This is a genomic window from Halobacterium sp. BOL4-2, assembly GCF_016917835.2.
Lineage (GTDB): Archaea > Halobacteriota > Halobacteria > Halobacteriales > Halobacteriaceae > Halobacterium > Halobacterium salinarum.
The window spans coordinates 1,398,154-1,417,140 of the sequence record NZ_CP070332.2 but is presented as its reverse complement, the minus strand read 5'-3'; the positions used below and the strand labels follow the sequence as shown (position 1 = coordinate 1,417,140).

Below are 18,987 nucleotides of genomic sequence, written 5' to 3'. Positions count from 1 at the left end.
CGCCCCCTCCGCAGCACACTGTCTCCGTTGTTCACGCCGGCAGCCACGACTGGAACGTATAAGATTGCTGTGAAACGCCCCGGCTCAGTCGTCGGCCAGCGCGCCGTACTCGTGTGGGCCGTCGACCGCGACCGCGCCGCGCCGCACCGTCGTGTCGCCGGCGAGGTGCGCGCGCACCGCCGCCACGAGCGCGTCCGCTTCGAGGGGCTGGCCGCGGTCCTTGACGGCAGCGACCGACGCGTTCGGCGGCACGGTGAACGCGCGCTGGGTGAGGATCGGCCCCTGGTCGAGGTCGGTGGTGACGTAGTGTGCGGTGACGCCGGCGACACGCACGCCCGCCTCGACGGCCTGCCGGTAGGCCTGTGCGCCCGGGAACGCCGGCAGCAGGCTTGGATGGACGTTCACGATGTGGCCCGCGTACCGGAACACCACGTCCGGGCTGAGGATGCGCATGTATCGCGCAAGCACCACGAGGTCGGTGTCGTACGCCGCGAGCAACTCCAGGAGGCGCTCCTCGTCGGGGGTGCCCGTGTCGTCGCCGATGTCGTGAAACGGGACGTCGTGCTCGTCGGCGACCGCTTCGAGGGTGTCGTGGTTGCCGATGACGACGTTCACGGGCGCGCCCAGGTCGGCCTCAAGGAGCGCGCGCAGGCAGTGGTCTTCTTTCGTGACGAGGACCGCGATGCCGTCGTCGCGTTCGTCGGGGAACCGAACCCGCACGTCGACGCCGAGCTCGTCACCGGTGTCGTCAAGCGCCGCCCGGAAGGCCGCGCGGTCGGTGACCGGCTCCGCGCCGTCTGCGAACCCACAATCCGCGAGCAGCGTCATGCGGAAGACGCCGTCGCGGACGGTCTGCTCGACGTCTTCGATGTTCGCGCCGTGCTCGAACAGCAGTCCCGTGACCGCAGCGACGATCCCGGTGCGGTCGGCTCCGACCACCGTGACTTCGGTGTAGTCGTTTTCGGCGACACTGCGGGAGTGCTGTTCGCTGGACATACACGCCCGGAGGTCGTCGATACGGATAGATGTGTCCCACGTGAGTGGCCCTCTCGCAACTCATGAACGTGTATTATCGTAGCGTTCCAAAAGAGTGATTGCACACGAAAGTCCACACCGATGTGATGACCGCGTACACCGCCACGGTGACGGTCCGACTCCAACACGGCGTCCTCGATCCGGAGGCCGAAACCACCCAGCAAGCCCTCGAACGCCTCGGGTTCGAACTCGACGCGCTCCGGTCGGCCGACCGCTTCGAGATCGACCTCGACGCCGACGACGAACAGGCGGCCGCCGAGCGCGCCGACGAGATGGCCCACCGACTCCTCGCCAACCCGACCATCCACGACTACGACGTGGCGGTCGAAGCCCGCGAATGACGGTCGCAGTCGTTCGCTTCGGCGGCTCGAACTGCGACCGCGACGCCGTCCGGGCGCTCGCCCACCTCGGCGTCGACGCCGCGGTCGCCTGGCACGACGACGGGCTTCCCGCTGACACCGACGGCGTCGTCGTCCCCGGCGGGTTCTCGTACGGCGACTACCTCCGCGCGGGTGCGATGGCCGCCCAGTCGCCGGTCGTGGCGGAGGTCCGCGCGCTCGCCGCCGACGGCGTCCCGGTTCTCGGCGTCTGCAACGGCGCCCAGATCGGCTGCGAAGCCGGCCTCGCGCCGGGCGCGTTCACGACGAACGCCAGCGCGCGCTTCCAGTGCGAGCGCGTCCACCTCCGCGTCGAGAACGCCACCACGCCGTGGACGGCCGCCTACAGCGAGGGCGACGTCCTCGAAATCCCCATCGCGCACGGCGAGGGACGCTTCGAAATCGACGACGACGCCTACGCGGACCTCGTGGCCGACGACCGCGTGCTCTTCCGGTACTGCAACGCCGACGGCGAGGTCACCGAGGCGGCGAACCCGAACGGATCGACGGGCGCCGTTGCCGGCGTCACGGGCGACCGCGACCACGTTGCGGTCATGATGCCCCACCCCGAGCGCGCGACGCTCCCGGCGCTCGGTGCCACGGACGGCCAGGGCGTCCTCACTGCGTTCGCGTAGCGCTTCCACCCGCCACCGAAACAGTGTAGACCCTGGTCCCCCCAATACCACATATGGCAGTCAAAAAACACGTCACGAACGGTATCGTCTCGCTCGTCGTCAGTGTCGCCGCCACCGTGTACGCTGCCGACGACGGCCCCTGGGACCTCGAACAGGTCACGCTGGCTGTCGCGGTGTCGGCGTTCCTCTCGGGGTTCTTCACGAGCTACTTCGCCGAGTAACGTCGTCGGGGAAACGCCGATACGGCATCCCCACGTAGGTCGCGCATGGACGCCCCACAACCGGCCGGCGACGACTGGCCCGCCCGCCCGCTGTCACCCGACGAAGCCCGCGCCCGCCTCGACGACACCGCGGACGCCCGCGCCGTCTGGGTGATGGACCACGATGACGGCGTCCGCTCCACAGTCGTTCCCGACGACGCCCCCGCGGACGCGGTCGTGGACGTCGTCGTTGAGACGGCCACGGGCTTCGAGATGTACAGCTACACGCGTGGCCAGTGGATGGACTACGGCACGCAGCGCCACGATGACGACGACGCCCCCTCGATGGCGGGCACCCTGGAGAGCTACCGGCTGCTGGCCGGCGAGTCGGCGCTGTCACTCTGACCGCACTCACTCCGCCAGCGGGAGGTTGTAGGCCGTCTCCCGTTCAACGACCGCTTCGTGCGTGGCCTCGCACTCGCAGGCGACCTCCGAGAACACCGACGGGTCCTGGCGCAGGTCGAAGTCCTTGATGGCCTTCTGCACGCGGTCGTCGCACTCCCCGCAGTTGTGCGCCCCCCGGTCGCTGCCGTGACCAACCGGGTCCGAGACCACGATGGCGTCGACGTCCGCCGTCGACTCCAGGACCTCGGCGACGCTCCAGAGCCACGGCGGCCGGTAGCCACCGCGGAAATGCAGCTGGTCGACCATCGTGTACCGCTGAACGTTCGTCGGGTTCATCGACACCGTGTGACAGCCATCGACGGCCGCACACCGCCGAATCGAGGACTGCATGTCCGCGATCGCCTCCGACTCGGCGAGGAACGGCGGCTTCATCAGGAGGTACGCCTTGATGCCGGCGTCCGCCGCGCGCGCCTCCGCGCAGGCGGCCTCGAAGTCCTCGAAGTCGAAGTACTTGTTCACGCAGTCGTGGCGCACCCGATCGGTCGCCGTCTCCAGGCCGACGGCCACGTCCGTCTCCAGGCCGACCGCGGTGAAATCCGTGATCTTCTCCCGATCCACGAAATCCGGCAGGCTCTCGACGACGATGCGTTCGCGGTCCGCGAACGTCTCGGCGATGGCCCGCCGGGTTTCGGCGGGCACCTCGCGCTCGTCGAGGAACGACCCGCTGGTGTAGATCTTGATGAGCCCGGCCTGCTCGTCGCCCTCCGCGCGTTCGTGGGCGAGGCACTCGTCGATCTGCGCCAGGAGGTCCTCGTGGGCGACTGAGCCGCCCTCCACGGACTCGGCGACGTACCCGCACATCGTGCAGCCGCCGGCCCGCGCCCACCGACACCCGCCCGTGTTCAGGATGATCGTGAGACTGTTGTAGACGCCGTCCGGCGTGTTGTCCTCGTCCAGCCAGACCCGCGTCGGCTCCCGGGGGTCGTAGTCTTTGGCGCCCTTCTCGTCCCGCAACTCCCGCATCACCTTGTTGTGGGCGTCCATCCCGCGCCCCTGCTCGTAGACGTCCGCGCTCGGCTCGCTCATTGCCCGCGACGAGGACTCGCGGGCGTAAAGCGGCTTCGTCTGTCGGTGTCCGCCCGGGAAACCGACGAACCGGAGCGCTTCAGACGCCGAACCAACGACGGACCGCCCGGAGCCAGCCGACGCCGCGCGCCCGCTGCTCGTCCTCGTCGTCCTCGTCGTCGGGCGTCTGGACGCCGATTCGCGAACTCCGGCCGGTGGCCGCGTCGATGACTGTTGCGTGCTTCAAGACCTCTCCAGTCCACCAAAGTCACTTCCGTTGTATATTCTCAGCTCCTTGTCTAATCCATCCGGTTCATATCGGCGGTAACTGGCTTGTTCATTGTTTTACTAACCAGGGTGGTATCCTATTCTTCATCCTCCTCGGTCTACTGCGAAAGGAGGCCAACTCCTGTCGTACAGATTGACATTCTCTGGCTATCAGGATGCATTCAAAGTCACATTGACGGGTGAACTCTCGGACAATGTCGCTAATCCGTTCTAGTCGCTTGAGAAACCCGGTACGGCCTTGTCTCCGAGTGCCGCTTTCGTGATGATTAGCGTACAACGAGACAGCCCGTAAGTGGAACTGTATGTGCGTATCTATCCATGATTCCTCCCATTTATTGCACCCAAGTCGCCGGTAAATAGAGTTCTCCTCTTCGTCTGTGGGTAGATCTGGTATATCGCCTCTATTGGTAATTAGCCGTATTTAGACGAGAAAATTACGTATGTTGCTGAAGATAATACTGTTACAGCTAGAGAAATAGTTAGGGTGTCTGGGTCGGTAACGGTCTTCATTGCTGGCTCTGGATAATTGGCGATAACACTCCAGATGAAGACGCTGATGAGTACCATCCCTCCAAACACTAGGCTCCCATAGAGGGGGTTATTTTTCAACCAAGTGTTCAATTCGACCATATATTCTGCTCGCTGCTGGACAATAAAAAAGTGGTGGTGGTGCCGTGAGGGTCTTATTCTATACACTAAAGGACTTAATGATTAATCATATCGCTGAAATTTTACGTCCGAATCTTTGAATAGCTGGTGGGGTAAATAATGGCGGGCGTTTGATTCGTCTGTTATGTCCTCCGGGCTATTTGATGCTCTTCGTCAACCAGAACATACTGGTGAAAACAGATGCACGTCATGCACAATGGTAATATCACAATAGAATCATCCTCGGCTTCTTTTGTTCTTTAATGCCAAAATGTTCCACTATATTTTGATGTTGTCTTTCCTTTCCTGATTTACTTTTCCGGGTGTCAAATTCGAAACCGCTCTGAATTCATCGGAACATCAATCATGATTCTGTAGGTGAGATCTGGAACTGTTTAGCTCAGACATTCTGATAGGCGTCTCCAACACTCGTTTCACAGAGGTTCCGTTCAAACCGCCAGCCAGAATGCAGGACACCGCGACCACGACGACCGCCGCCGCATCACTCGAAGGCGTCGAGCGCGTCGCCGAGCGGCGGCGCGTCGAACCACTCGCGGGCCGTGTAGCGGTTCGCGCCCGCGGCGTACAGGTCCGCCGCGGCCTGCAGGATCTCCGGCGGCAGCGGGTCCGGGGACGGCTCACAGAGGGACTTCCAGTCGGCGACGCCGCGCTCGTCTGCCGCCCGCTTGGCGTCTTTGAGGGCGCCGACCCACTCGGGGGCCGAGCGCTTGTAGAACTGCCGCACCGCCTCCTTGGAGACCTCTCGGCCGTCGAACCGGAAGCGGTTCTCGTCGAACGTCCCGGCGACGTCCGCGACCCGCACCTCGCCGTCGACGTATACGCATTCGAGCTTGCCGTCGTCGTGGACGAAGCCGGCGTCGGCCGCGCAGTCGGTGATGGTTTCGTTCACGCGGCGCGCGAGCGCGTCCAGCTCCGCGATGTCGGCGTCGCCCGCGATCTCGTCGGCCATCGACCGGGACAGATAGCGGTCTTGCTCCTCGTACTTCGTCGAGAACTCCACGATCGTCTCCGGCAACTCGACGGGTCCCTGGGGCCATTCGTCGGCGTCGATCCCGACGTCCGCGGGGGCACACCGCGTCCGGAGGCTGGAGCCGACCGGCACGGCGTTCCGGAACACCACCTCCAGGGGCACGAGGTAGTTGCTGCCGCCGGCGTCGTGGTACCGGTCGTAGTTGTAGCTCCCGTCCTCGAACGGGAGCGTGGGCACCTGCGTGAGGTCGATCACCATCTGGGTGGGTGCCTCGGGGGCGTCCGCCAGGCGCACCGTCTCCCCACCCGGCGTCCGCACGCCCTGGTAGTGTGTGGGGACGCCCGCGGCCGCGAGCTGTTCGAACGTGTACGCCCCCATGGTGCAGAGGCTGGCCCCCTTGCCCGGAACGTGGTCGGGCATCTCCCCCCAGTCGAACACCGAATACCGGTCGCTGAACTCGAAGACACCCCGCCCGAGGTCGGTGTCCGTTGCTGGTGACTCGACCCGGCGGTCTTTGACGCTCGCCATACCACTATGCCTGGGACCCCACCCCATCAATCTTTCACTTGCGTGCGTACACGCCATTCCTCTGCGCGCAGTCTGTCCACGAATTTGCGTACGGATCCGCCTGCCGCTGTGGCAGGGTTTTTGCCCGTGCAACCGGTGCCATCGACAATGACCGACGCCAGCGCTCTCGACTTCGACGTGGTCCCGAGCACCGACCAGTCGTTCGAGAACGCGCTGGCGAACGCCCGTGACGGCCGCCGCCTCACCGTCGCCGACGGCATCGAACTCATCACCACGGGCACCGACACCGACGGCATCGACCCGCGACGCAAGGAACTCGTCCTGGAGGCCGCCGACCGCCGCCGGGCCGACGTGGTCGGCGACGACGTGACGTTCGTCGCCAACCTCAACAACAACGTCACCACGGCCTGCAACACCGGCTGCCTGTTCTGCAACTTCAAAGACACCGCCCACCGCTTCGAAACCGAGCACGAGGCGGCTCACGGCGGCTTCACCAAGACGCCCGCCGAATCGAAAGCCACGGTCGCGGACGCCATCCAACGCGGCGTCTCCGAGGTCACGTCGGTCTCGGGGCTGCACCCGGCGTTCGGACTGAACGAGGCCCACCGCGACGCCCTCGACCCCGACGACCCCGACCACAACTACAAGCCCCCCGAAGCGTACGACACGGACCCGACGACGTACGCCGCGCAGATCGCGGCGATGAGCGAGGCCGGCGCACACGTCCACTCGATCACGCCCGAGGAAGCCCACCACGCCCAGCGCGGGGTGAGTTGGGGTTACGACGAGGTCTACGAGACGCTGGCCGACGCCGGCCTCGACACCGTTCCCGGCACCGCCGCCGAAATCCTCGTCGACGAAGTCCGGGACGTCATCTGTCCCGGCAAAATGACGACCGACGAGTGGGTCGCCGCCATGGAAGCCGCCGCCGACGCCGGCCTCGGAACGACCGCCACCATCATGTACGGCCACGTCGAGAACGCCGCCCACCGCATCCACCACCTCGACGTGATCCGCGCCCTCCAGGACCGCACCCACAACATCACGGAGTTCGTCCCGCTGTCGTTCATCCACGAGCAGACACCCCTCTACGAGCGCGGCGTCGTCGACGGCGGCGCCAGCGACGCCGAAGACGAACTCATGATCGCCGTCTCGCGGCTGTTCCTCGACAACATCGACCACATCCAGTCGTCGTGGGTGAAGTTCGGGGACGCGAAGGGACTGGCGCTGTTGAACTGCGGCGCCGACGACTTCATGGGCACGATCCTCAGCGAGGAAATCACGAAGCGCGCCGGCGGCCAACACGGCGAGTTCCGGTCGGTCGCCGACTACGCCGAGATGATCTCGGCCATCGGCCGCACGCCGGTCGAGCGCTCCACGGACTACACGACTCGGCACGTCATCAACCCCGACGCGGACACCATCGGCCCCCACGTCGGACCGAACGCCGACGGCACGCCCCTGGTGTCCGAGCGCGCCGGCACGCCACCCCACAGCGCCGGCGACTAACCGCCGTCACTCCGCGCGCACCGCCTCGTACCGGTCGCCGTCCTCGATCGCGCGCCAGATGCGCTGGCTCACCCAGCCGTCACCGGCGGTCCCGCCGTCGGCGGGCAAGAACCGCTCGTACACCGGCAGGCGCTCGCGCAACGGCACCCCCGCGTGGTCGGCGATGGCCGACAGCTCGTCGAGGGCCGGCCACGCGTAGTCCGGGTTGATGTGGTCTTTGGTCACGGGCGAAACGCCGCCCAGATCATCCACGCCGCAGTCGACCAGCCCGCGCACGTCCGTCAGGTTCGGCGGCACCTGCACCCCGACCTCGGCCGGGAGCACGGCCCGCGCCATCGCCACCACGCGACGCATCGTCTCCGCGCCCGGCGGCTCGCCCTGCCAGCGCGCGTTCGGACGCACCGGCTGCACGATCACCTCCTGGACGTGGTCGTGGCGCTCGTGCAGCGCCCGGATCGCGAGCAGGCTCTCGGCGCGGTCCCGCCAGTCCTCGCCGATCCCCACGAGAACGCCCGTGGTGAAGGGCACGCCCAGGTCGCCCGCCACGTCGATCGTGTGCAGGCGCTGCTCGGGGGATTTCGCGCGTGGGCCGCCGTGGGCCTGTACGTCCGCCGTTGTCTCCAACATCACCCCCATCGACGCGTTCACGTCGGCCACGGTGGCCATCTGTGCGCGCGTCTGATCGCCGGGGTTGGCGTGGGGCAACAGCCCCGCTTCGAGCGCGATCTCACAGGCCGCCCGCAGGTACTCGTGGATGGAGTCGTAGCCCCACTCGCCGAGCTGCTCGTGGATCGCAGTGTAGCGGTCGTCGGGCTGGTCGCCGAACGTGAACAGCGCCTCGGTGCAGCCCGCATCGGCCCCAACACGGCACTGCTCGCGGATCTCCTCCGGCGTCAACAACGACGCCTCACCGGGCACGTCGTAGTACGTGCAGTACGTACACGTGTACCGACACGCCGTCGTCAGCGGCACGAAGACGTTGCGCGCGAACGTGAGACTGGACGCCGGCGCCACGTCCGCCGGACGCACGTCGAGGGCGCGCTCCACGGCGGCCTCGGAGACCGACACTGACACGTCGTACTCGTCGCCGCCGAACTGTGTCTCAGTCACGGCACACCCCCACATCCAGACGCCACTTCATGCCAACGCGTCCGGCCGTCGCGCGGTTAGTCGTTGGGTTCCCGGACCACGGTTGGCGTGCCGTCGTCCACCGCGAGCCGCCACCCGCCGGCGATCAACCACTCCCGGGTCCGGCGCGTGTTGTGCACGAACACGTCCACGAGATCCGACGCGTCGTCGACGTCGGCCGCCAGCCGGAACGAATCAACCGTGGTGACGGTCAACCCGGCGCGCTCGGCCGCCGTCACGTGATCCCGGAACGACACGCCGTGATACGACACCGGCACGTCGGCCGTCCGCGCGAGCACCACGTTCGTGCCGCCGCCGCTGCCGGGCGCGAGCACCACGTCCCCGCTGGCGGCGAACACCCGCCGGATGGCGTCCGGCGTGGCGAGCGCGAGGTCCGCCATCACGACCGCCGTCGGGAGCGGCCCGTCGGCGATCGCGGCCGCCACCGCCGTCGACAGCGCGCGGTCGTCAACGGTCACGGGCGCGTCGACGGGCCGCGACACCGGAGCCGTCGCAACCACCACCGGGTCGCCGCCCGCGTCCCGCACCGCCCCAAGCACGTCTGCAAGCATTGCGTACGCGAACCCACGCCGCTCCTCGGCGTCCGCAAAGAACTCCGCAAGCCGCGACTTCGGATCCCGAGGGTCGAACGGCACGACCGTCCGCATCACCCCAGCTTGTCGTAGGTGTCCCGCTGCTGGAGATACCAGTAGCCGAGCCCACCGAGCACCAGCAACACCACAACCGCAGCGCCGCCGTACATCAACAGCCGGGTGCGCTTGGCCGAACTCTGTGCGCTGCTCGCGGCGCTCTCGGCCTCGTTGGCGTTCGTGACCGCCTGGTTGAACTCGCCGGCGTTGTAGAACTCGATGGCGTCGCGAACGTCGCGTTCCGCGCCCGTGACGCTTCCGCCGGCGTCGGTCGCGCGCTCGACCGCGGCCTCCGCGTCATCGATCGCCCTGCGAGCCTCCCGGCTGTCGGTCGTGTACGGCCGTGTCTCGAAGGCCGATCCGATCTGGCTCGTCGAGCCCCCGCGCTGGGTCTGCTCGAAGGACGCGTAGGTCACCGTCTGCTCGGGGTCGTAACTCCACTGGAACGTCTCCGTTCCCGGTGTCGTCCCCTCGATCTGGACGTCCGCACGCGTCACCGCCGTCGCGGCGTCGAAGTCGTACTCTATGGTCTGTCCGGTCAGCGTCTCCTCGTCGACCTGATTGCCGGCGTTGTCGAACGTCTGGATCGTCCACGTGACGTTTTCGAGGTCGGTCTCCGCGCGCAGCGTCCACTCCTCGTAGTCGCTGAACGGCTCCGCGACCTCGAACGTCGTCGATTGCTGTTCGCCGACCTGCGCCGTGCTCGGCTCGTCCCCGCTGACCGACACTGCAGCCGCCGGTGTCGCCGCCACTGCAAGCAGCGCCACGACAGCGAGGACAGCCCCGAGCTCAGAATAATGGCTCGAGCTCATCCTCGTCGTCTTCGACTAACTCTTCTAAGTTATCTTCGCTTTCCTCTCGGATCTCGTCGATGTTGTCCTGGGCCTCGATGGCGACCTCCTGAAGCTCCTTGATGCGCGGGACGTCGTTGACGCCCGACAACAGGACCACGGAGGCCACCTGATCGGAGTTCGACACCGGGTAGTCGCCGCCCCGGACTTCCATCGATCCGGTCTGGTCTTCGAGCCATTTCCGCCCGCGCTCGATGCCTTTCCGGTTCAGGTACTTCGGCGGGCCGGCCGTGACCAGCAGCGCGCGCTCGCTGCCTTCGATCTCACACGGTAGTGTGAGCCGCCCCAGCGCGGCCTTCCGCACGAGGCTGGTGATGCGGTTGGTCGTTGAGGCGGTGTCCTCGAGTTCGTCGTCGTCGCCGGTGAACCGGGACAACAGCCCGCTGCCGGCACCGCCGCTGTTGTTGTCCACGGTCTCGGAGGCGTAGCCGATCGTGGACACGCCGCCGCCGGCCAGCGTGTTGATGATCTCGCTGGAGTCGACGACGGACTCCGCGACATCGCCGCCCTGCTCGACCTCGCCCGCGCCGAACAGGATGCCGAACCGGGTGACGATCTCCTCGTTGATCTCGTCGTAGCCGCCCTGCACGGACTCCCCGGACTTCCGCCAGGCGTCGTTGTCGAACACCAGGAGGTTGTCCACCTCCCGCACGAACGTCTGGAACGACCGCGCCGCGTTCAGCGTGTAGATGCCACCCTCGTCGCTCCCGGGCAGCACGCCGATCCCGTAGACTGGCTCCGTGTAAATGCGCTTGAGGTGTTTCGCGATGACCGGTGATCCACCCGAGCCGGTGCCGCCGCCCAGCCCCGAGATCACGAGGAACGCGTCGACCTCGTGGACGGGGATGGAGTCGATGGCCCCCTGTACCTCGTCGATGTCCTCCTCGGCGATCTCCGCGCCGAGTTCGTTGTCCGCTCCGACCCCGTGTCCCTTGACGCGCGACTGCCCGATCAGCACGCGGTTCTCTTCGGGGATATGCTCCAAGCCCATGAGGTCAGCCTTGGCGGTGTTGACGGCGACGGCGGCGCGCACGATGTCCGACCCGTGGCGCTCGTCGTACTCGATGAACTTGTCGAGTATTTTCCCGCCCGCCTGACCGAACCCGATCATTGCCAGTTTCATGCGGAATCCTTGCCAAGGTAAAGCGCCAACGGCTGTATAAGGCTTTTGCAGACGAGCGTCAGACGCCCGCTTGGACGCCCAGTACGCCCGCTACACGCCCGTTCTGGTCGCCCGCCGTCGCCCCGCATCAGACGGCATTCATGTAACTGTCCTCCCATCACTCGACACCGAGGTACGCTGCCAGCGTCCGCAGTGTCGACGGGTCCACGTCGAACGCGGTCACGTCGTTGGCGCTGGTGGTGTTGTCCAGTTTCAGCGACCGGTACTGGTCGGCACCCATGGGCACGAACGGCAGCGGGTCCGCGAGCGTCAGCCCCACCGCAGCCAACGGCATCGGCACCGGAAGCACGCGCACCGACTTCCCGGCCGCGCGATACGCCATCCGGGTCACGTCCGCCAGCGTCAGCACGTCCGGGCCGCCGATGTCGTAGGTCTCCCCCCAGTGGGCCTCCGTGCCGAGGGCGTCCGCGAGCATCGGCACGAGGTCACCGACCCAGATCGGCTGGAACTTCGACGCGCCGCCGCCGGGCAGTCCCGTGACGTAGGGCGTCGTGAGTTGCTTCGTGAACGGGACGAACTCCCCGCCGTCACCGAACACGACCGACGGCCGCACGATCGTGTGGTGGAGATCCGACGACCGCACCGCTTCCTCGGCGCGCCCCTTCGCCCGCAGGTACGCGGTCGGTCCCGTGGGGTCGGCGTCGAGGGCTGACAACTGGAGGACGTACTCCACGCCGGCCTCCGACGCCGCTGCAACCACGTTCTCGGTGCCGCCGAGATGCACGTCGAGGTGGCGGCTGTCGCCGCCGGAGGGCTTGAACAGCGGCGACAACGCCACCAGGTTCACCACCGCATCGTGGCCGTCGATCGCGTTCGCGACCGTCTCCTTGACCGTGACATCGCCCACGATGCGGGTGACGTCCGCCGGGAGGGCCGCGTCAGCCGGCTCCCGTGCGAACGCCGTCACGTCGTGGCCGCGATCGTCCAACTCTCGACAGAGGTGTGTGCCGATGAACCCCGTCCCGCCAGTAACCAACACGTCCATACTGTCACACACACACGCGGCCATCGTAAAAGTATGCAACGACGCCGCCGACCGCCGATCCGAAGGGCGTTTGTACGCCGCTGGTCGTCACCTCGGGTATGCTCGTCACGCTTGAGGGACTCGACGGAAGCGGGAAGACCACGGTCTGGGAGTCGCTTCGAGCGTCCCACGACGACGGCGTCACGTTCACCGCCGAGCCGACGGACTCGCAGTACGGCCAGGCCGTCCGGCGGTCGGAATCCGCGGCCGACGCCGACCCGATCGCCGAGCTGTTCCTGTTCACCGCCGACCACGCCGACCACCTCTCGCGTGTCGTCTCTCCGGCGCTCGACCGCGGGGATGTCGTGATCTCGGATCGCTACTCGGACTCCCGGTACGCCTACCAGGGCGCGACGCTGGCCGACACCGTCCCGCGCGCCATGGAGTACGTCCGGGGCATCCACCAGCCCTGGACGCGCCCCCCGGACGTGACCCTCTACTTCGACGTGGACCCCGACACGGGGGCCGCGCGGTCCGGCGCAACCAACAAGTTCGAGACCGCCGCGTTCCTCGCCGACGTCCGGGCGAACTACGAGCAGCTCATCGACTACACCCCCGAGCGGTTCGTCCGCATCGACGCCACACAGTCCCCGGAGGCCGTGATCGCGGACGCCGAAGCGGCGCTCGCCGACGCGCTGCCGGACGACGCCTGGGCGTGAGCGCGCCGCCCTACTGTCGGGTGTTCTCCGGGCGGTCGCTGAACTCCTCGACCGGCGGCAGCCAGAACAAATGCACCGACCACCCCAGGAAGAACGGGAACGCCCACGTGGTGACGATCAGCGATCCGGGATCCGCGAACGTGCCCGCGCCAACCCCAAGCACTCCGAACAGGATCGTCGTGACGACGTAGACAACGGGCACGAGTACGAGCGTGTAGATCACCGCCCCCAGTCGCGTGTTCAGCGTGATGCGGAAGAACCGCGCGGCGAACGCCGCGATCGCCGCGTGCACGACCACGATGAGGGCAACACCGGCAGCGGTGGCGGCCGAAACCATACCGGGTGTACTGCCTCGTGGGGCTTTTCGCTATCGGTAAGTACCTGCCCACAGTCCGGCCGGATATGCACCGCGTCATCGGGGCCCGTGATCTCCACGCTGTCGACGTGAGTGAGGAGCAAGCGCGCGCTGTTCTCCGGGACATGGTTCGCGCCCGGCACTTCGACGAGCGCGCGCTTGCCCTCCAACGCCGCGGCTGGATGCCAGGGTACCCACCGTTCAAAGGACAGGAAGGGTCGCAGGTCGGGGCGGCACACGCCCTCGCCGGCGACGACTGGCTGTTCCCCACGTATCGTTCCAACGCCATGCAGCTCGCCCGTGGCGTCCCCGCAAGCGATCTGTTGCTCTTCCGGCGGGGGCGCGCGGAGTTCCACTCCGACCACGACCACAACGTCTTCCCGCAGGCCGTCCCGATCGCCAGCCAGATCCCGCACGCGGTCGGCGCGGGGATGGCGATGTCCTACACCGACAGCGGGCAGGCGTCGCTGGCGTACTTCGGGGACGGCGCAACCTCCGAGGGGGACTTCCACCAGGGCATGAACTTCGCGGGCGTGTTCGACGCGCCCGTGGTGTTCTTCTGTGAGAACAACAACTGGGCGATCTCGCTGCCCCGGGAACGCCAGACGGCAAGCGACTCCATCGCGGCGAAGGCCGACGCCTACGGCTTCGAGGGCGTGCAGGTCGACGGCAACGATCCGCTCGCCGTCTACGAGACGGTGACCGACGCGCTGGCTGGTGCCCGCGACGGCACCCCGATTCTCGTCGAGAGCCTGACCTACCGGCAGGGCGCACACACGACCAGCGACGACCCCGACCGGTACCGCCCCGAGGAGGAGGACCTGCCGGCGTGGCGGACCGCCGATCCGGTCGACCGGTACGCCGACTACCTCCACGACCAGGGCGTCATCGACGCCGGGTTCGTCGAGGAGTGCTTCGACGCGGCCGCCGACGAGATCGACGACGCCGTCGAAACCGCCGAAGCAGCCGGCGCGCCCGCCGTCGACGAGCTGTTCGATCACGTCTACGCCGAGCGCACGCCCCGCATCGACGACCAGAAGGCGTGGCTGGAGTCGTGGCTGGAGACCCACGATCCACAGGAGATGGAGTTCTGAGCGCGGCGTCCGCCGCGCTCACGCCGTCGCCAGCGTGATGTACGTCTTCGTGTCCGTCACGCCGGTTATCGTCCCGATCTCCGTCGACACGTTCTGTAGGATGTGATCGACGACGTCTTCGCCACCGACCTCCGCGATGACGTCGTAGTTGCCCGCCACGACGCGGGCATCGGTCACGCCCTCCATTGTTGTGACTGCGTCGCAGATGTCCGCGACAGCACCTGCACCGGCGCTCACCATGACGAATGCGCGTGTCATGCCTCTCTGTACCGTGGCACACACCAAAAGCATTGCTGCATGAGACCATCACACAAACTTATTTGTTGTGGCACATCGTACTGGAACACATGGACATCGTTATCGTCGGGGCTGGGCGCGTCGGCTCCCGGACCGCCCGGGTCGTCACGAACGAGGACCACGCCGTCACCGTCATCGAACAGGACTACGACAGGGCAGAGCGCGCCCGCACCGAGGGCTTCGACGTCGTCGAGGGCGACGGCACGAGCGAGGACACCCTGCTGGACGCCGGCATCGACACCGCCGACGCGATCGGCGCGCTCACCAGCGACCTCAACACGAACTTCATCGCCTGCATGGTGGGCAACCACCACGACTGCCGCACCGTCCTCCGGATCGACGAGGACTACCGCGAGGACATCTACCGCAAATACGCCGACGAGGTCGACGAGATCGTCTACCCCGAGCGCCTCGGCGCGATCGGCGCGAAAAACGCCCTTCTGGGCGGCAACGTCACCGCCATCGCCGACCTCGCCGAACACCTCCAGGTCGTCCAGCTCACGGTCACCGACGACGCCCCCATGCGTGGCTACAGCATCAGCGAGCTGGAGCTCCCGGCGGGCGCGCGCCTGCTCGCGTTCGGGAAACACGACGCCTCGCTGGCGTTACCCCTGCCCAGCGAAACGCTTGAAACCGGCGACCGGATCGCGGTCCTCGCCGAGTTCGACACCCTCGACAGCGTCCGCCAGATCCTCGTCGGCAACGCCCCGCCAACGGAGGTGGCCTGAATGGTCGTCGCTTACGTCCTCGTGAAAGCCAACACCGGCCGTGCGGAGGAACTGCTCGACGAGATCGCGACCATCGACGGCGTCGTCAACGCCCACATCGTCGCCGGCGACGTCGACCTCATCGCGAAAGTCGACGTCGACACGCCCGCCGACGTCAAGGAAATCGTCACCGCCCCCATCCAGAACCGCCGCGGCGTCGAAGACACCGAAACCTACATCTCCATGTAGGCCGGCCAACCCCGTCCTACAGCGGCGTTCCGCCGGCTTCCTGCGCGTTCTGGGCGGCCTGCTCGCGCATCGCCTGCACCGCCTCGATGTAGTCGTAGCCCGGCACGATCCCCTGGAACCACGTTCCTTCCACGTAGTTCACCAGCGCCAGCGCGTCGTCGGCGGCCATCCCGGAGCGCGGTGCCATCGTCAACGTCACCGTGATCTCGCCGCCCGCCCGCGTGACCGCCGACACCGACACGTCCTCGGCGCGCGTGACGCTGTCAGCGTCCCGCACGCGGCGCTCGAAGGTCTCGTACCAGCCGTCGCTGACCACGTCCGCGACCTGCTCGGTCGTCGCCGCGTCCAGCGTCGGCACCACGACCGCGATCTCGACGCCCGGCGGCTCCACGGCAACCACCGCCTCCCAGTCGTTCGTCGTCGGCGCAAACGATCCCTCCGCCACCGCCCGGAACCGACCGTGAGACTCGAACTCACCGGCGATCTCGTCCATTGACCGCCTCTACGGTGCCGGGCCGTTTGGACGTTGCGCTGGCGGCGCGGCGCTTCGACAGCTACACGCGCGCCCACCCGCAATCGGACCACGATGGGGATCCCACTCCGGATCGACGCGCGGTCGACAGCGCTCGTCGCCGTTGGCGGGGCCGTCGGCGCAGTGCTCCGGTACACCGTCGCGCAGGTGATCGCCGGCCCGCTGGGTACGCTCGCCGCGAACGCCGCCGGGAGCCTCGCGCTCGGCGCGCTGGCCTACGAGGCCGCCGCCACCGACAGCGCGCTCTCCGCCGACGCCCACACGCTGCTTGGGACCGGCTGCCTGTCGGCGTTCACGACGTACAGCACGTTCGCCGTCCAGACCGCAGGCCTCGCGCCGCGCTGGATGGCCGCGAACGTCGCCACGACATACGCCCTCGGGTTCGCGGGCGTGCTCGTTGGGCGCGCAATCGCCGCCACAGCGCGGGGTGATCGGCGATGACCGGCCCGGTGGTTCCGCCGGCGGTGCTCGTCGCCGCCGGCGGCGCGCTCGGCGCGGTGCTCCGGTGGCGCGTCGTCGCCGCCACACCCACCACGGAGTACCCCGCGGGCACGCTCGTGGTGAACGTCGTCGGGTCGTTCGTGCTCGCCGCACTCACGTTCGCCGCGGCCGACGCCGACACCATGCTGTTGTTCGGCACGGGCGCGTGTGGCGCGTTCACCACGTTCGCGTCGTTCAGCGTCGACGTGGTCGCGCTCGTCGACGCCGACCGGCCGGTGGCGGCCGCCGGCCACGCCCTCGGCAACCTCCTGGGTGCCGGGCTCGCGATCGCGCTCGCGTGGCTGCTGGTCGCGTGACGACCCCGCGGTCGGAGGACTGAAGCCCACGCCCCAGCAAACCCGCGGTAATGACCATCGACTGGGGGTCAGTCACCCACATCACGAAAGTCGACCCCGCGGATCCGCTGCCCGACGACGCGTCCGTGCTCGGGCACACGGATCTCGTGATCGTCGGCGGCTCCGACGGCGTCACGGAGTCGAACACGCTCGCGACGATCGAACGCATCGCCACCGAAGCCCCCGACATCCCGGTGTGGCAGGAGCCCTACAGCGGCAGCCACGTCTCCAAAGACACCATCGAAGCCGTCGACAACGTCGCCGTTCCAGCCGTCTACAACGGCGATTCCGCGAACTTCGTCGACAAACACGTCGACTTCTTCACGCAGGCCGCCCGCAAGCCAGCGCAGCTCACCGGGGCGAATCTCCCGCTGGTCGGCGACATCGTCGAGTCCAAGGGCCGAGACGCGGTCACCGACCTCACCGACGCCGTGCTCGCGGAGGGATACGTGGTCCAGAACCTCGACTCGAAGGCCGCCGCCGAGTCCGGCGTCGACACCCTCTACACGCCCGAGCAGGTCGCCGGCGCGGCCCTCGCCACGGAGTCGTTTTTCGACTTCCCCGTGTTCTACGTCGAATACTCCGGCACCTACGGCGGCCCCGCGGACGTCGAGGCCGCAGCCCAGTACCTCGAAGACACCACGCTGCTCTACGGCGGCGGCATCCAGAACGGCACCCAAACCCGGGCGATCCTCGACGCCGGTGCCGACGCGGTCGTGGTGGGTGACATCTTCCACGAGGACCCCGACCGATTCATCGACACCATCCCCTGACGCTACTCGTAGGCGAGCCACAGCCGCTGGATCAGCCCCTCGACGACCGTGTAGACGCACAGCGCATCGCGCTCCCCGCCGTCCGTGTTCGTGATGTGTTCGTGGTCGACGACGTACGGCCCGCAGCTCACCCGGTCCACGACGCTGATCTCCGGGGCCGCCTCGGCGAACTGCTCACCGTACGCCGCCTCGATCGCCGCCGTCCCCACCGCGATCGGGTCGCCGTCGCCGTCCAGTGCGTCGAACGTCGTCACGACGGCGTCGTCGTCGAACTCCGCGGCGAACGACGCCACGTCACCGTCGTTGTACGCCGCGATCTGGCGGTCGACCACGTCCTCGGGCTCCGTGCTCCACATGTCGGCACCGTCGCAGCGCTCCCCGATGAAGGCTGGGGCGCTCGCCGCCGGCAGCGCTCGCAAAACGAGTGCGAGAGGTGGGATTCGAACCCACGAACCCCTACGGGAGCGGGTCTTAAGCCCGCCGCCTTTGGCCGCTCGGCCACCCTCGCATCTCCGTAGTGTGGGGGCGCGGAGAAGTGGGTTACGGTCACGCGGCGGCGCGAACACGGCGCTGCCCGCGTCCGCCGCTACCAGTCGACGGACAGGCTGCCGTCCCCGCTGGGGTCGGGCGCGATCTCCTCGTCGCTGCGGCGGTCGACGACGTGAATGACGCCGTCGCCTTTCTTCGCGGGGCAGGCGTCGGCGGCGTCGATGTTGTGCTGGAGGTCGTCCTCGTCGAAGAAGTACGCCACCGGGTCGGCCAGCCCGGTGCCGATGTCCATCTCCCAGTTGGCCGACACGGCGGCGCATTTCCCCGCGCCGAAGCACTTGTTGGCCTCGAAGATGATCTTGTACGGCGCGTCCTCGATCGGTGGCGCGTCGGTTTCGCCGATGTCGCTCGGGTCCGGCGCGGTGTCGGCGTCGCTCATGGGTCACGCTTGGGCGTGACCGGTCTTTCGGCTTTCGGTC

Annotated in this window: 27 protein-coding genes and 1 tRNA gene; 12 read left to right on the top strand and 16 right to left on the bottom strand. The window is 67.5% G+C overall.

All coding sequences use genetic code 11. The annotated features are described in order from the left end of the window. Positions 1–84: 84 nt before the first annotated feature. Positions 85–996 carry a formyltransferase family protein gene (locus JRZ79_RS20835; protein WP_205252127.1) on the bottom strand — a complete coding sequence of 304 codons (912 nt, stop codon included), beginning with the start codon at positions 994–996 and terminating at the stop codon, positions 85–87. Between the two features lie 125 nt (positions 997–1,121). Between JRZ79_RS20835 and purS the strand changes: the two genes are divergently transcribed. From purS to JRZ79_RS20815, 4 genes are read left to right on the top strand one after another with little or no spacing between them, the layout of a single operon-like run. Continuing rightward, positions 1,122–1,376, top strand: a complete 255-nt coding sequence (gene purS / locus JRZ79_RS20830; RefSeq protein WP_010903429.1) for a phosphoribosylformylglycinamidine synthase subunit PurS — start codon at positions 1,122–1,124, stop codon at positions 1,374–1,376. After that, entirely contained in the window at positions 1,373–2,047 is a 675-nt protein-coding gene (gene purQ, locus JRZ79_RS20825) for a phosphoribosylformylglycinamidine synthase I (protein WP_205252126.1), read from the top strand. The genes purS and purQ overlap by 4 nt, the downstream gene beginning before the upstream one ends. Positions 2,048–2,100: 53 nt before the next feature. Beyond that, positions 2,101–2,268 (top strand): hypothetical protein, encoded by a 168-nt coding sequence (locus JRZ79_RS20820; RefSeq protein WP_010903427.1) that lies wholly within the window; start codon positions 2,101–2,103, stop codon positions 2,266–2,268. A gap of 45 nt (positions 2,269–2,313) precedes the next feature. Further along, complete coding sequence (locus JRZ79_RS20815; RefSeq protein ID WP_205251026.1) at positions 2,314–2,652, top strand: hypothetical protein; 339 nt, start codon at positions 2,314–2,316, stop codon at positions 2,650–2,652. A 6-nt stretch (positions 2,653–2,658) separates the two neighbouring features. Here JRZ79_RS20815 and JRZ79_RS20810 read toward each other — a convergent pair whose 3' ends face one another. The 4 genes from JRZ79_RS20810 to JRZ79_RS20795 form a co-directional block, all read right to left on the bottom strand. Further along, positions 2,659–3,738 (bottom strand): archaeosine biosynthesis radical SAM protein RaSEA, encoded by a 1,080-nt coding sequence (locus JRZ79_RS20810; RefSeq protein WP_205251025.1) that lies wholly within the window; start codon positions 3,736–3,738, stop codon positions 2,659–2,661. Between the two features lie 79 nt (positions 3,739–3,817). Further along, the gene (locus tag JRZ79_RS20805; RefSeq protein ID WP_205251024.1) at positions 3,818–3,964 is read right to left on the bottom strand and encodes a hypothetical protein; all 147 of its coding nucleotides are present in this window, start codon (positions 3,962–3,964) and stop codon (positions 3,818–3,820) included. A 452-nt stretch (positions 3,965–4,416) separates the two neighbouring features. After that, positions 4,417–4,635 (bottom strand): hypothetical protein, encoded by a 219-nt coding sequence (locus JRZ79_RS20800; RefSeq protein WP_205251023.1) that lies wholly within the window; start codon positions 4,633–4,635, stop codon positions 4,417–4,419. Between the two features lie 520 nt (positions 4,636–5,155). Continuing rightward, the gene (locus tag JRZ79_RS20795) at positions 5,156–6,172 is read right to left on the bottom strand and encodes a phosphoribosylaminoimidazolesuccinocarboxamide synthase (RefSeq protein WP_205252125.1); all 1,017 of its coding nucleotides are present in this window, start codon (positions 6,170–6,172) and stop codon (positions 5,156–5,158) included. A gap of 147 nt (positions 6,173–6,319) precedes the next feature. On the opposite strand from JRZ79_RS20795, the gene cofH reads away from it, so the two are divergent. Next, positions 6,320–7,681 (top strand): 7,8-didemethyl-8-hydroxy-5-deazariboflavin synthase subunit CofH, encoded by a 1,362-nt coding sequence (cofH, locus tag JRZ79_RS20790; protein ID WP_010903422.1) that lies wholly within the window; start codon positions 6,320–6,322, stop codon positions 7,679–7,681. A gap of 6 nt (positions 7,682–7,687) precedes the next feature. Here the strand turns inward: cofH and cofG are convergent, their stop codons facing one another. The 5 genes from cofG to JRZ79_RS20765 all read right to left on the bottom strand — a co-directional run bounded on the left by cofG (position 7,688) and on the right by JRZ79_RS20765 (position 12,478). Continuing rightward, entirely contained in the window at positions 7,688–8,806 is a 1,119-nt protein-coding gene (gene cofG, locus JRZ79_RS20785) for a 7,8-didemethyl-8-hydroxy-5-deazariboflavin synthase subunit CofG (RefSeq protein WP_205252124.1), read from the bottom strand. A 41-nt stretch (positions 8,807–8,847) separates the two neighbouring features. Next, on the bottom strand, positions 8,848–9,477 hold the full coding sequence (gene cofC, locus JRZ79_RS20780) for a 2-phospho-L-lactate guanylyltransferase (protein ID WP_010903420.1): 630 nt from the start codon (positions 9,475–9,477) through the stop codon (positions 8,848–8,850). Beyond that, entirely contained in the window at positions 9,477–10,271 is a 795-nt protein-coding gene (locus JRZ79_RS20775; protein ID WP_205252123.1) for a hypothetical protein, read from the bottom strand. Before JRZ79_RS20775 ends, cofC begins: the two co-directional genes overlap by 1 nt. After that, positions 10,249–11,433 (bottom strand): tubulin/FtsZ family protein, encoded by a 1,185-nt coding sequence (locus JRZ79_RS20770; protein ID WP_012289408.1) that lies wholly within the window; start codon positions 11,431–11,433, stop codon positions 10,249–10,251. Before JRZ79_RS20770 ends, JRZ79_RS20775 begins: the two co-directional genes overlap by 23 nt. Positions 11,434–11,590: 157 nt before the next feature. Beyond that, entirely contained in the window at positions 11,591–12,478 is an 888-nt protein-coding gene (locus JRZ79_RS20765) for a complex I NDUFA9 subunit family protein (RefSeq protein WP_205252122.1), read from the bottom strand. Between the two features lie 98 nt (positions 12,479–12,576). Between JRZ79_RS20765 and tmk the strand changes: the two genes are divergently transcribed. Beyond that, a complete protein-coding gene (gene tmk, locus JRZ79_RS20760; protein ID WP_010903416.1) occupies positions 12,577–13,176 on the top strand; it encodes a dTMP kinase in 600 nt (199 codons plus the stop codon). Positions 13,177–13,186: 10 nt separating this feature from the next. On the opposite strand, the gene JRZ79_RS20755 is transcribed toward tmk, so the two are convergent. Continuing rightward, on the bottom strand, positions 13,187–13,513 hold the full coding sequence (locus JRZ79_RS20755) for a hypothetical protein (RefSeq protein WP_205252121.1): 327 nt from the start codon (positions 13,511–13,513) through the stop codon (positions 13,187–13,189). Positions 13,514–13,578: 65 nt separating this feature from the next. Here JRZ79_RS20755 and JRZ79_RS20750 point away from each other — a divergent pair, with 65 nt between their 5' ends. Then, positions 13,579–14,625 carry a thiamine pyrophosphate-dependent enzyme gene (locus JRZ79_RS20750; RefSeq protein ID WP_049892524.1) on the top strand — a complete coding sequence of 349 codons (1,047 nt, stop codon included), beginning with the start codon at positions 13,579–13,581 and terminating at the stop codon, positions 14,623–14,625. Positions 14,626–14,643: 18 nt separating this feature from the next. Here JRZ79_RS20750 and JRZ79_RS20745 read toward each other — a convergent pair whose 3' ends face one another. After that, a complete protein-coding gene (locus JRZ79_RS20745; RefSeq protein ID WP_012289406.1) occupies positions 14,644–14,883 on the bottom strand; it encodes an Lrp/AsnC ligand binding domain-containing protein in 240 nt (79 codons plus the stop codon). 89 nt (positions 14,884–14,972) lie between these two features. On the opposite strand from JRZ79_RS20745, the gene JRZ79_RS20740 reads away from it, so the two are divergent. Next, on the top strand, positions 14,973–15,650 hold the full coding sequence (locus JRZ79_RS20740; protein WP_205251016.1) for a TrkA family potassium uptake protein: 678 nt from the start codon (positions 14,973–14,975) through the stop codon (positions 15,648–15,650). Next, entirely contained in the window at positions 15,651–15,878 is a 228-nt protein-coding gene (locus JRZ79_RS20735) for an Lrp/AsnC ligand binding domain-containing protein (RefSeq protein ID WP_010903411.1), read from the top strand. It begins immediately after the preceding gene. A 16-nt stretch (positions 15,879–15,894) separates the two neighbouring features. Here the strand turns inward: JRZ79_RS20735 and JRZ79_RS20730 are convergent, their stop codons facing one another. Further along, the gene (locus tag JRZ79_RS20730; RefSeq protein WP_205251015.1) at positions 15,895–16,371 is read right to left on the bottom strand and encodes a DUF5813 family protein; all 477 of its coding nucleotides are present in this window, start codon (positions 16,369–16,371) and stop codon (positions 15,895–15,897) included. Between the two features lie 93 nt (positions 16,372–16,464). On the opposite strand from JRZ79_RS20730, the gene JRZ79_RS20725 reads away from it, so the two are divergent. From JRZ79_RS20725 to JRZ79_RS20715, 3 genes are read left to right on the top strand one after another with little or no spacing between them, the layout of a single operon-like run. After that, the gene (locus JRZ79_RS20725) at positions 16,465–16,851 is read left to right on the top strand and encodes a CrcB family protein (RefSeq protein ID WP_205252120.1); all 387 of its coding nucleotides are present in this window, start codon (positions 16,465–16,467) and stop codon (positions 16,849–16,851) included. Then, entirely contained in the window at positions 16,848–17,207 is a 360-nt protein-coding gene (locus JRZ79_RS20720) for a CrcB family protein (protein WP_205252119.1), read from the top strand. The genes JRZ79_RS20725 and JRZ79_RS20720 overlap by 4 nt, the downstream gene beginning before the upstream one ends. A 50-nt stretch (positions 17,208–17,257) precedes the next feature. Next, positions 17,258–18,019, top strand: a complete 762-nt coding sequence (locus JRZ79_RS20715; RefSeq protein WP_010903407.1) for a heptaprenylglyceryl phosphate synthase — start codon at positions 17,258–17,260, stop codon at positions 18,017–18,019. A 2-nt stretch (positions 18,020–18,021) separates the two neighbouring features. Here the strand turns inward: JRZ79_RS20715 and JRZ79_RS20710 are convergent, their stop codons facing one another. The 3 genes from JRZ79_RS20710 to JRZ79_RS20700 form a co-directional block, all read right to left on the bottom strand. Continuing rightward, positions 18,022–18,375 carry a nuclear transport factor 2 family protein gene (locus JRZ79_RS20710; protein ID WP_205251012.1) on the bottom strand — a complete coding sequence of 118 codons (354 nt, stop codon included), beginning with the start codon at positions 18,373–18,375 and terminating at the stop codon, positions 18,022–18,024. Positions 18,376–18,444: 69 nt separating this feature from the next. Continuing rightward, positions 18,445–18,527, bottom strand: a tRNA-Leu gene (locus tag JRZ79_RS20705). Positions 18,528–18,605: 78 nt separating this feature from the next. Further along, entirely contained in the window at positions 18,606–18,947 is a 342-nt protein-coding gene (locus JRZ79_RS20700; protein ID WP_010903405.1) for a hypothetical protein, read from the bottom strand. Positions 18,948–18,987 lie beyond the last annotated feature (40 nt).

Excerpts from the sequence above, each read along its gene's own strand:
- JRZ79_RS20835 (WP_205252127.1), bottom strand. The coding sequence starts at position 996 with ATGTCCAGCGAACAGCACTCCCGCAGTGTCGCCGAAAACGACTACACC.
- purS (WP_010903429.1), top strand. The coding sequence starts at position 1,122 with ATGACCGCGTACACCGCCACGGTGACGGTCCGACTCCAACACGGCGTC.
- purQ (WP_205252126.1), top strand. The coding sequence starts at position 1,373 with ATGACGGTCGCAGTCGTTCGCTTCGGCGGCTCGAACTGCGACCGCGAC.
- JRZ79_RS20820 (WP_010903427.1), top strand. The coding sequence starts at position 2,101 with ATGGCAGTCAAAAAACACGTCACGAACGGTATCGTCTCGCTCGTCGTC.
- JRZ79_RS20815 (WP_205251026.1), top strand. The coding sequence starts at position 2,314 with ATGGACGCCCCACAACCGGCCGGCGACGACTGGCCCGCCCGCCCGCTG.
- JRZ79_RS20810 (WP_205251025.1), bottom strand. The coding sequence starts at position 3,738 with ATGAGCGAGCCGAGCGCGGACGTCTACGAGCAGGGGCGCGGGATGGAC.
- JRZ79_RS20800 (WP_205251023.1), bottom strand. The coding sequence starts at position 4,635 with ATGGTCGAATTGAACACTTGGTTGAAAAATAACCCCCTCTATGGGAGC.
- JRZ79_RS20795 (WP_205252125.1), bottom strand. The coding sequence starts at position 6,172 with ATGGCGAGCGTCAAAGACCGCCGGGTCGAGTCACCAGCAACGGACACC.
- cofH (WP_010903422.1), top strand. The coding sequence starts at position 6,320 with ATGACCGACGCCAGCGCTCTCGACTTCGACGTGGTCCCGAGCACCGAC.
- cofG (WP_205252124.1), bottom strand. The coding sequence starts at position 8,806 with ATGTGGGGGTGTGCCGTGACTGAGACACAGTTCGGCGGCGACGAGTAC.
- cofC (WP_010903420.1), bottom strand. The coding sequence starts at position 9,477 with ATGCGGACGGTCGTGCCGTTCGACCCTCGGGATCCGAAGTCGCGGCTT.
- JRZ79_RS20775 (WP_205252123.1), bottom strand. The coding sequence starts at position 10,271 with ATGAGCTCGAGCCATTATTCTGAGCTCGGGGCTGTCCTCGCTGTCGTG.
- JRZ79_RS20770 (WP_012289408.1), bottom strand. The coding sequence starts at position 11,433 with ATGAAACTGGCAATGATCGGGTTCGGTCAGGCGGGCGGGAAAATACTC.
- JRZ79_RS20765 (WP_205252122.1), bottom strand. The coding sequence starts at position 12,478 with ATGGACGTGTTGGTTACTGGCGGGACGGGGTTCATCGGCACACACCTC.
- tmk (WP_010903416.1), top strand. The coding sequence starts at position 12,577 with ATGCTCGTCACGCTTGAGGGACTCGACGGAAGCGGGAAGACCACGGTC.
- JRZ79_RS20755 (WP_205252121.1), bottom strand. The coding sequence starts at position 13,513 with ATGGTTTCGGCCGCCACCGCTGCCGGTGTTGCCCTCATCGTGGTCGTG.
- JRZ79_RS20750 (WP_049892524.1), top strand. The coding sequence starts at position 13,579 with ATGCACCGCGTCATCGGGGCCCGTGATCTCCACGCTGTCGACGTGAGT.
- JRZ79_RS20745 (WP_012289406.1), bottom strand. The coding sequence starts at position 14,883 with ATGACACGCGCATTCGTCATGGTGAGCGCCGGTGCAGGTGCTGTCGCG.
- JRZ79_RS20740 (WP_205251016.1), top strand. The coding sequence starts at position 14,973 with ATGGACATCGTTATCGTCGGGGCTGGGCGCGTCGGCTCCCGGACCGCC.
- JRZ79_RS20735 (WP_010903411.1), top strand. The coding sequence starts at position 15,651 with ATGGTCGTCGCTTACGTCCTCGTGAAAGCCAACACCGGCCGTGCGGAG.
- JRZ79_RS20730 (WP_205251015.1), bottom strand. The coding sequence starts at position 16,371 with ATGGACGAGATCGCCGGTGAGTTCGAGTCTCACGGTCGGTTCCGGGCG.
- JRZ79_RS20725 (WP_205252120.1), top strand. The coding sequence starts at position 16,465 with ATGGGGATCCCACTCCGGATCGACGCGCGGTCGACAGCGCTCGTCGCC.
- JRZ79_RS20720 (WP_205252119.1), top strand. The coding sequence starts at position 16,848 with ATGACCGGCCCGGTGGTTCCGCCGGCGGTGCTCGTCGCCGCCGGCGGC.
- JRZ79_RS20715 (WP_010903407.1), top strand. The coding sequence starts at position 17,258 with ATGACCATCGACTGGGGGTCAGTCACCCACATCACGAAAGTCGACCCC.
- JRZ79_RS20710 (WP_205251012.1), bottom strand. The coding sequence starts at position 18,375 with ATGTGGAGCACGGAGCCCGAGGACGTGGTCGACCGCCAGATCGCGGCG.
- JRZ79_RS20700 (WP_010903405.1), bottom strand. The coding sequence starts at position 18,947 with ATGAGCGACGCCGACACCGCGCCGGACCCGAGCGACATCGGCGAAACC.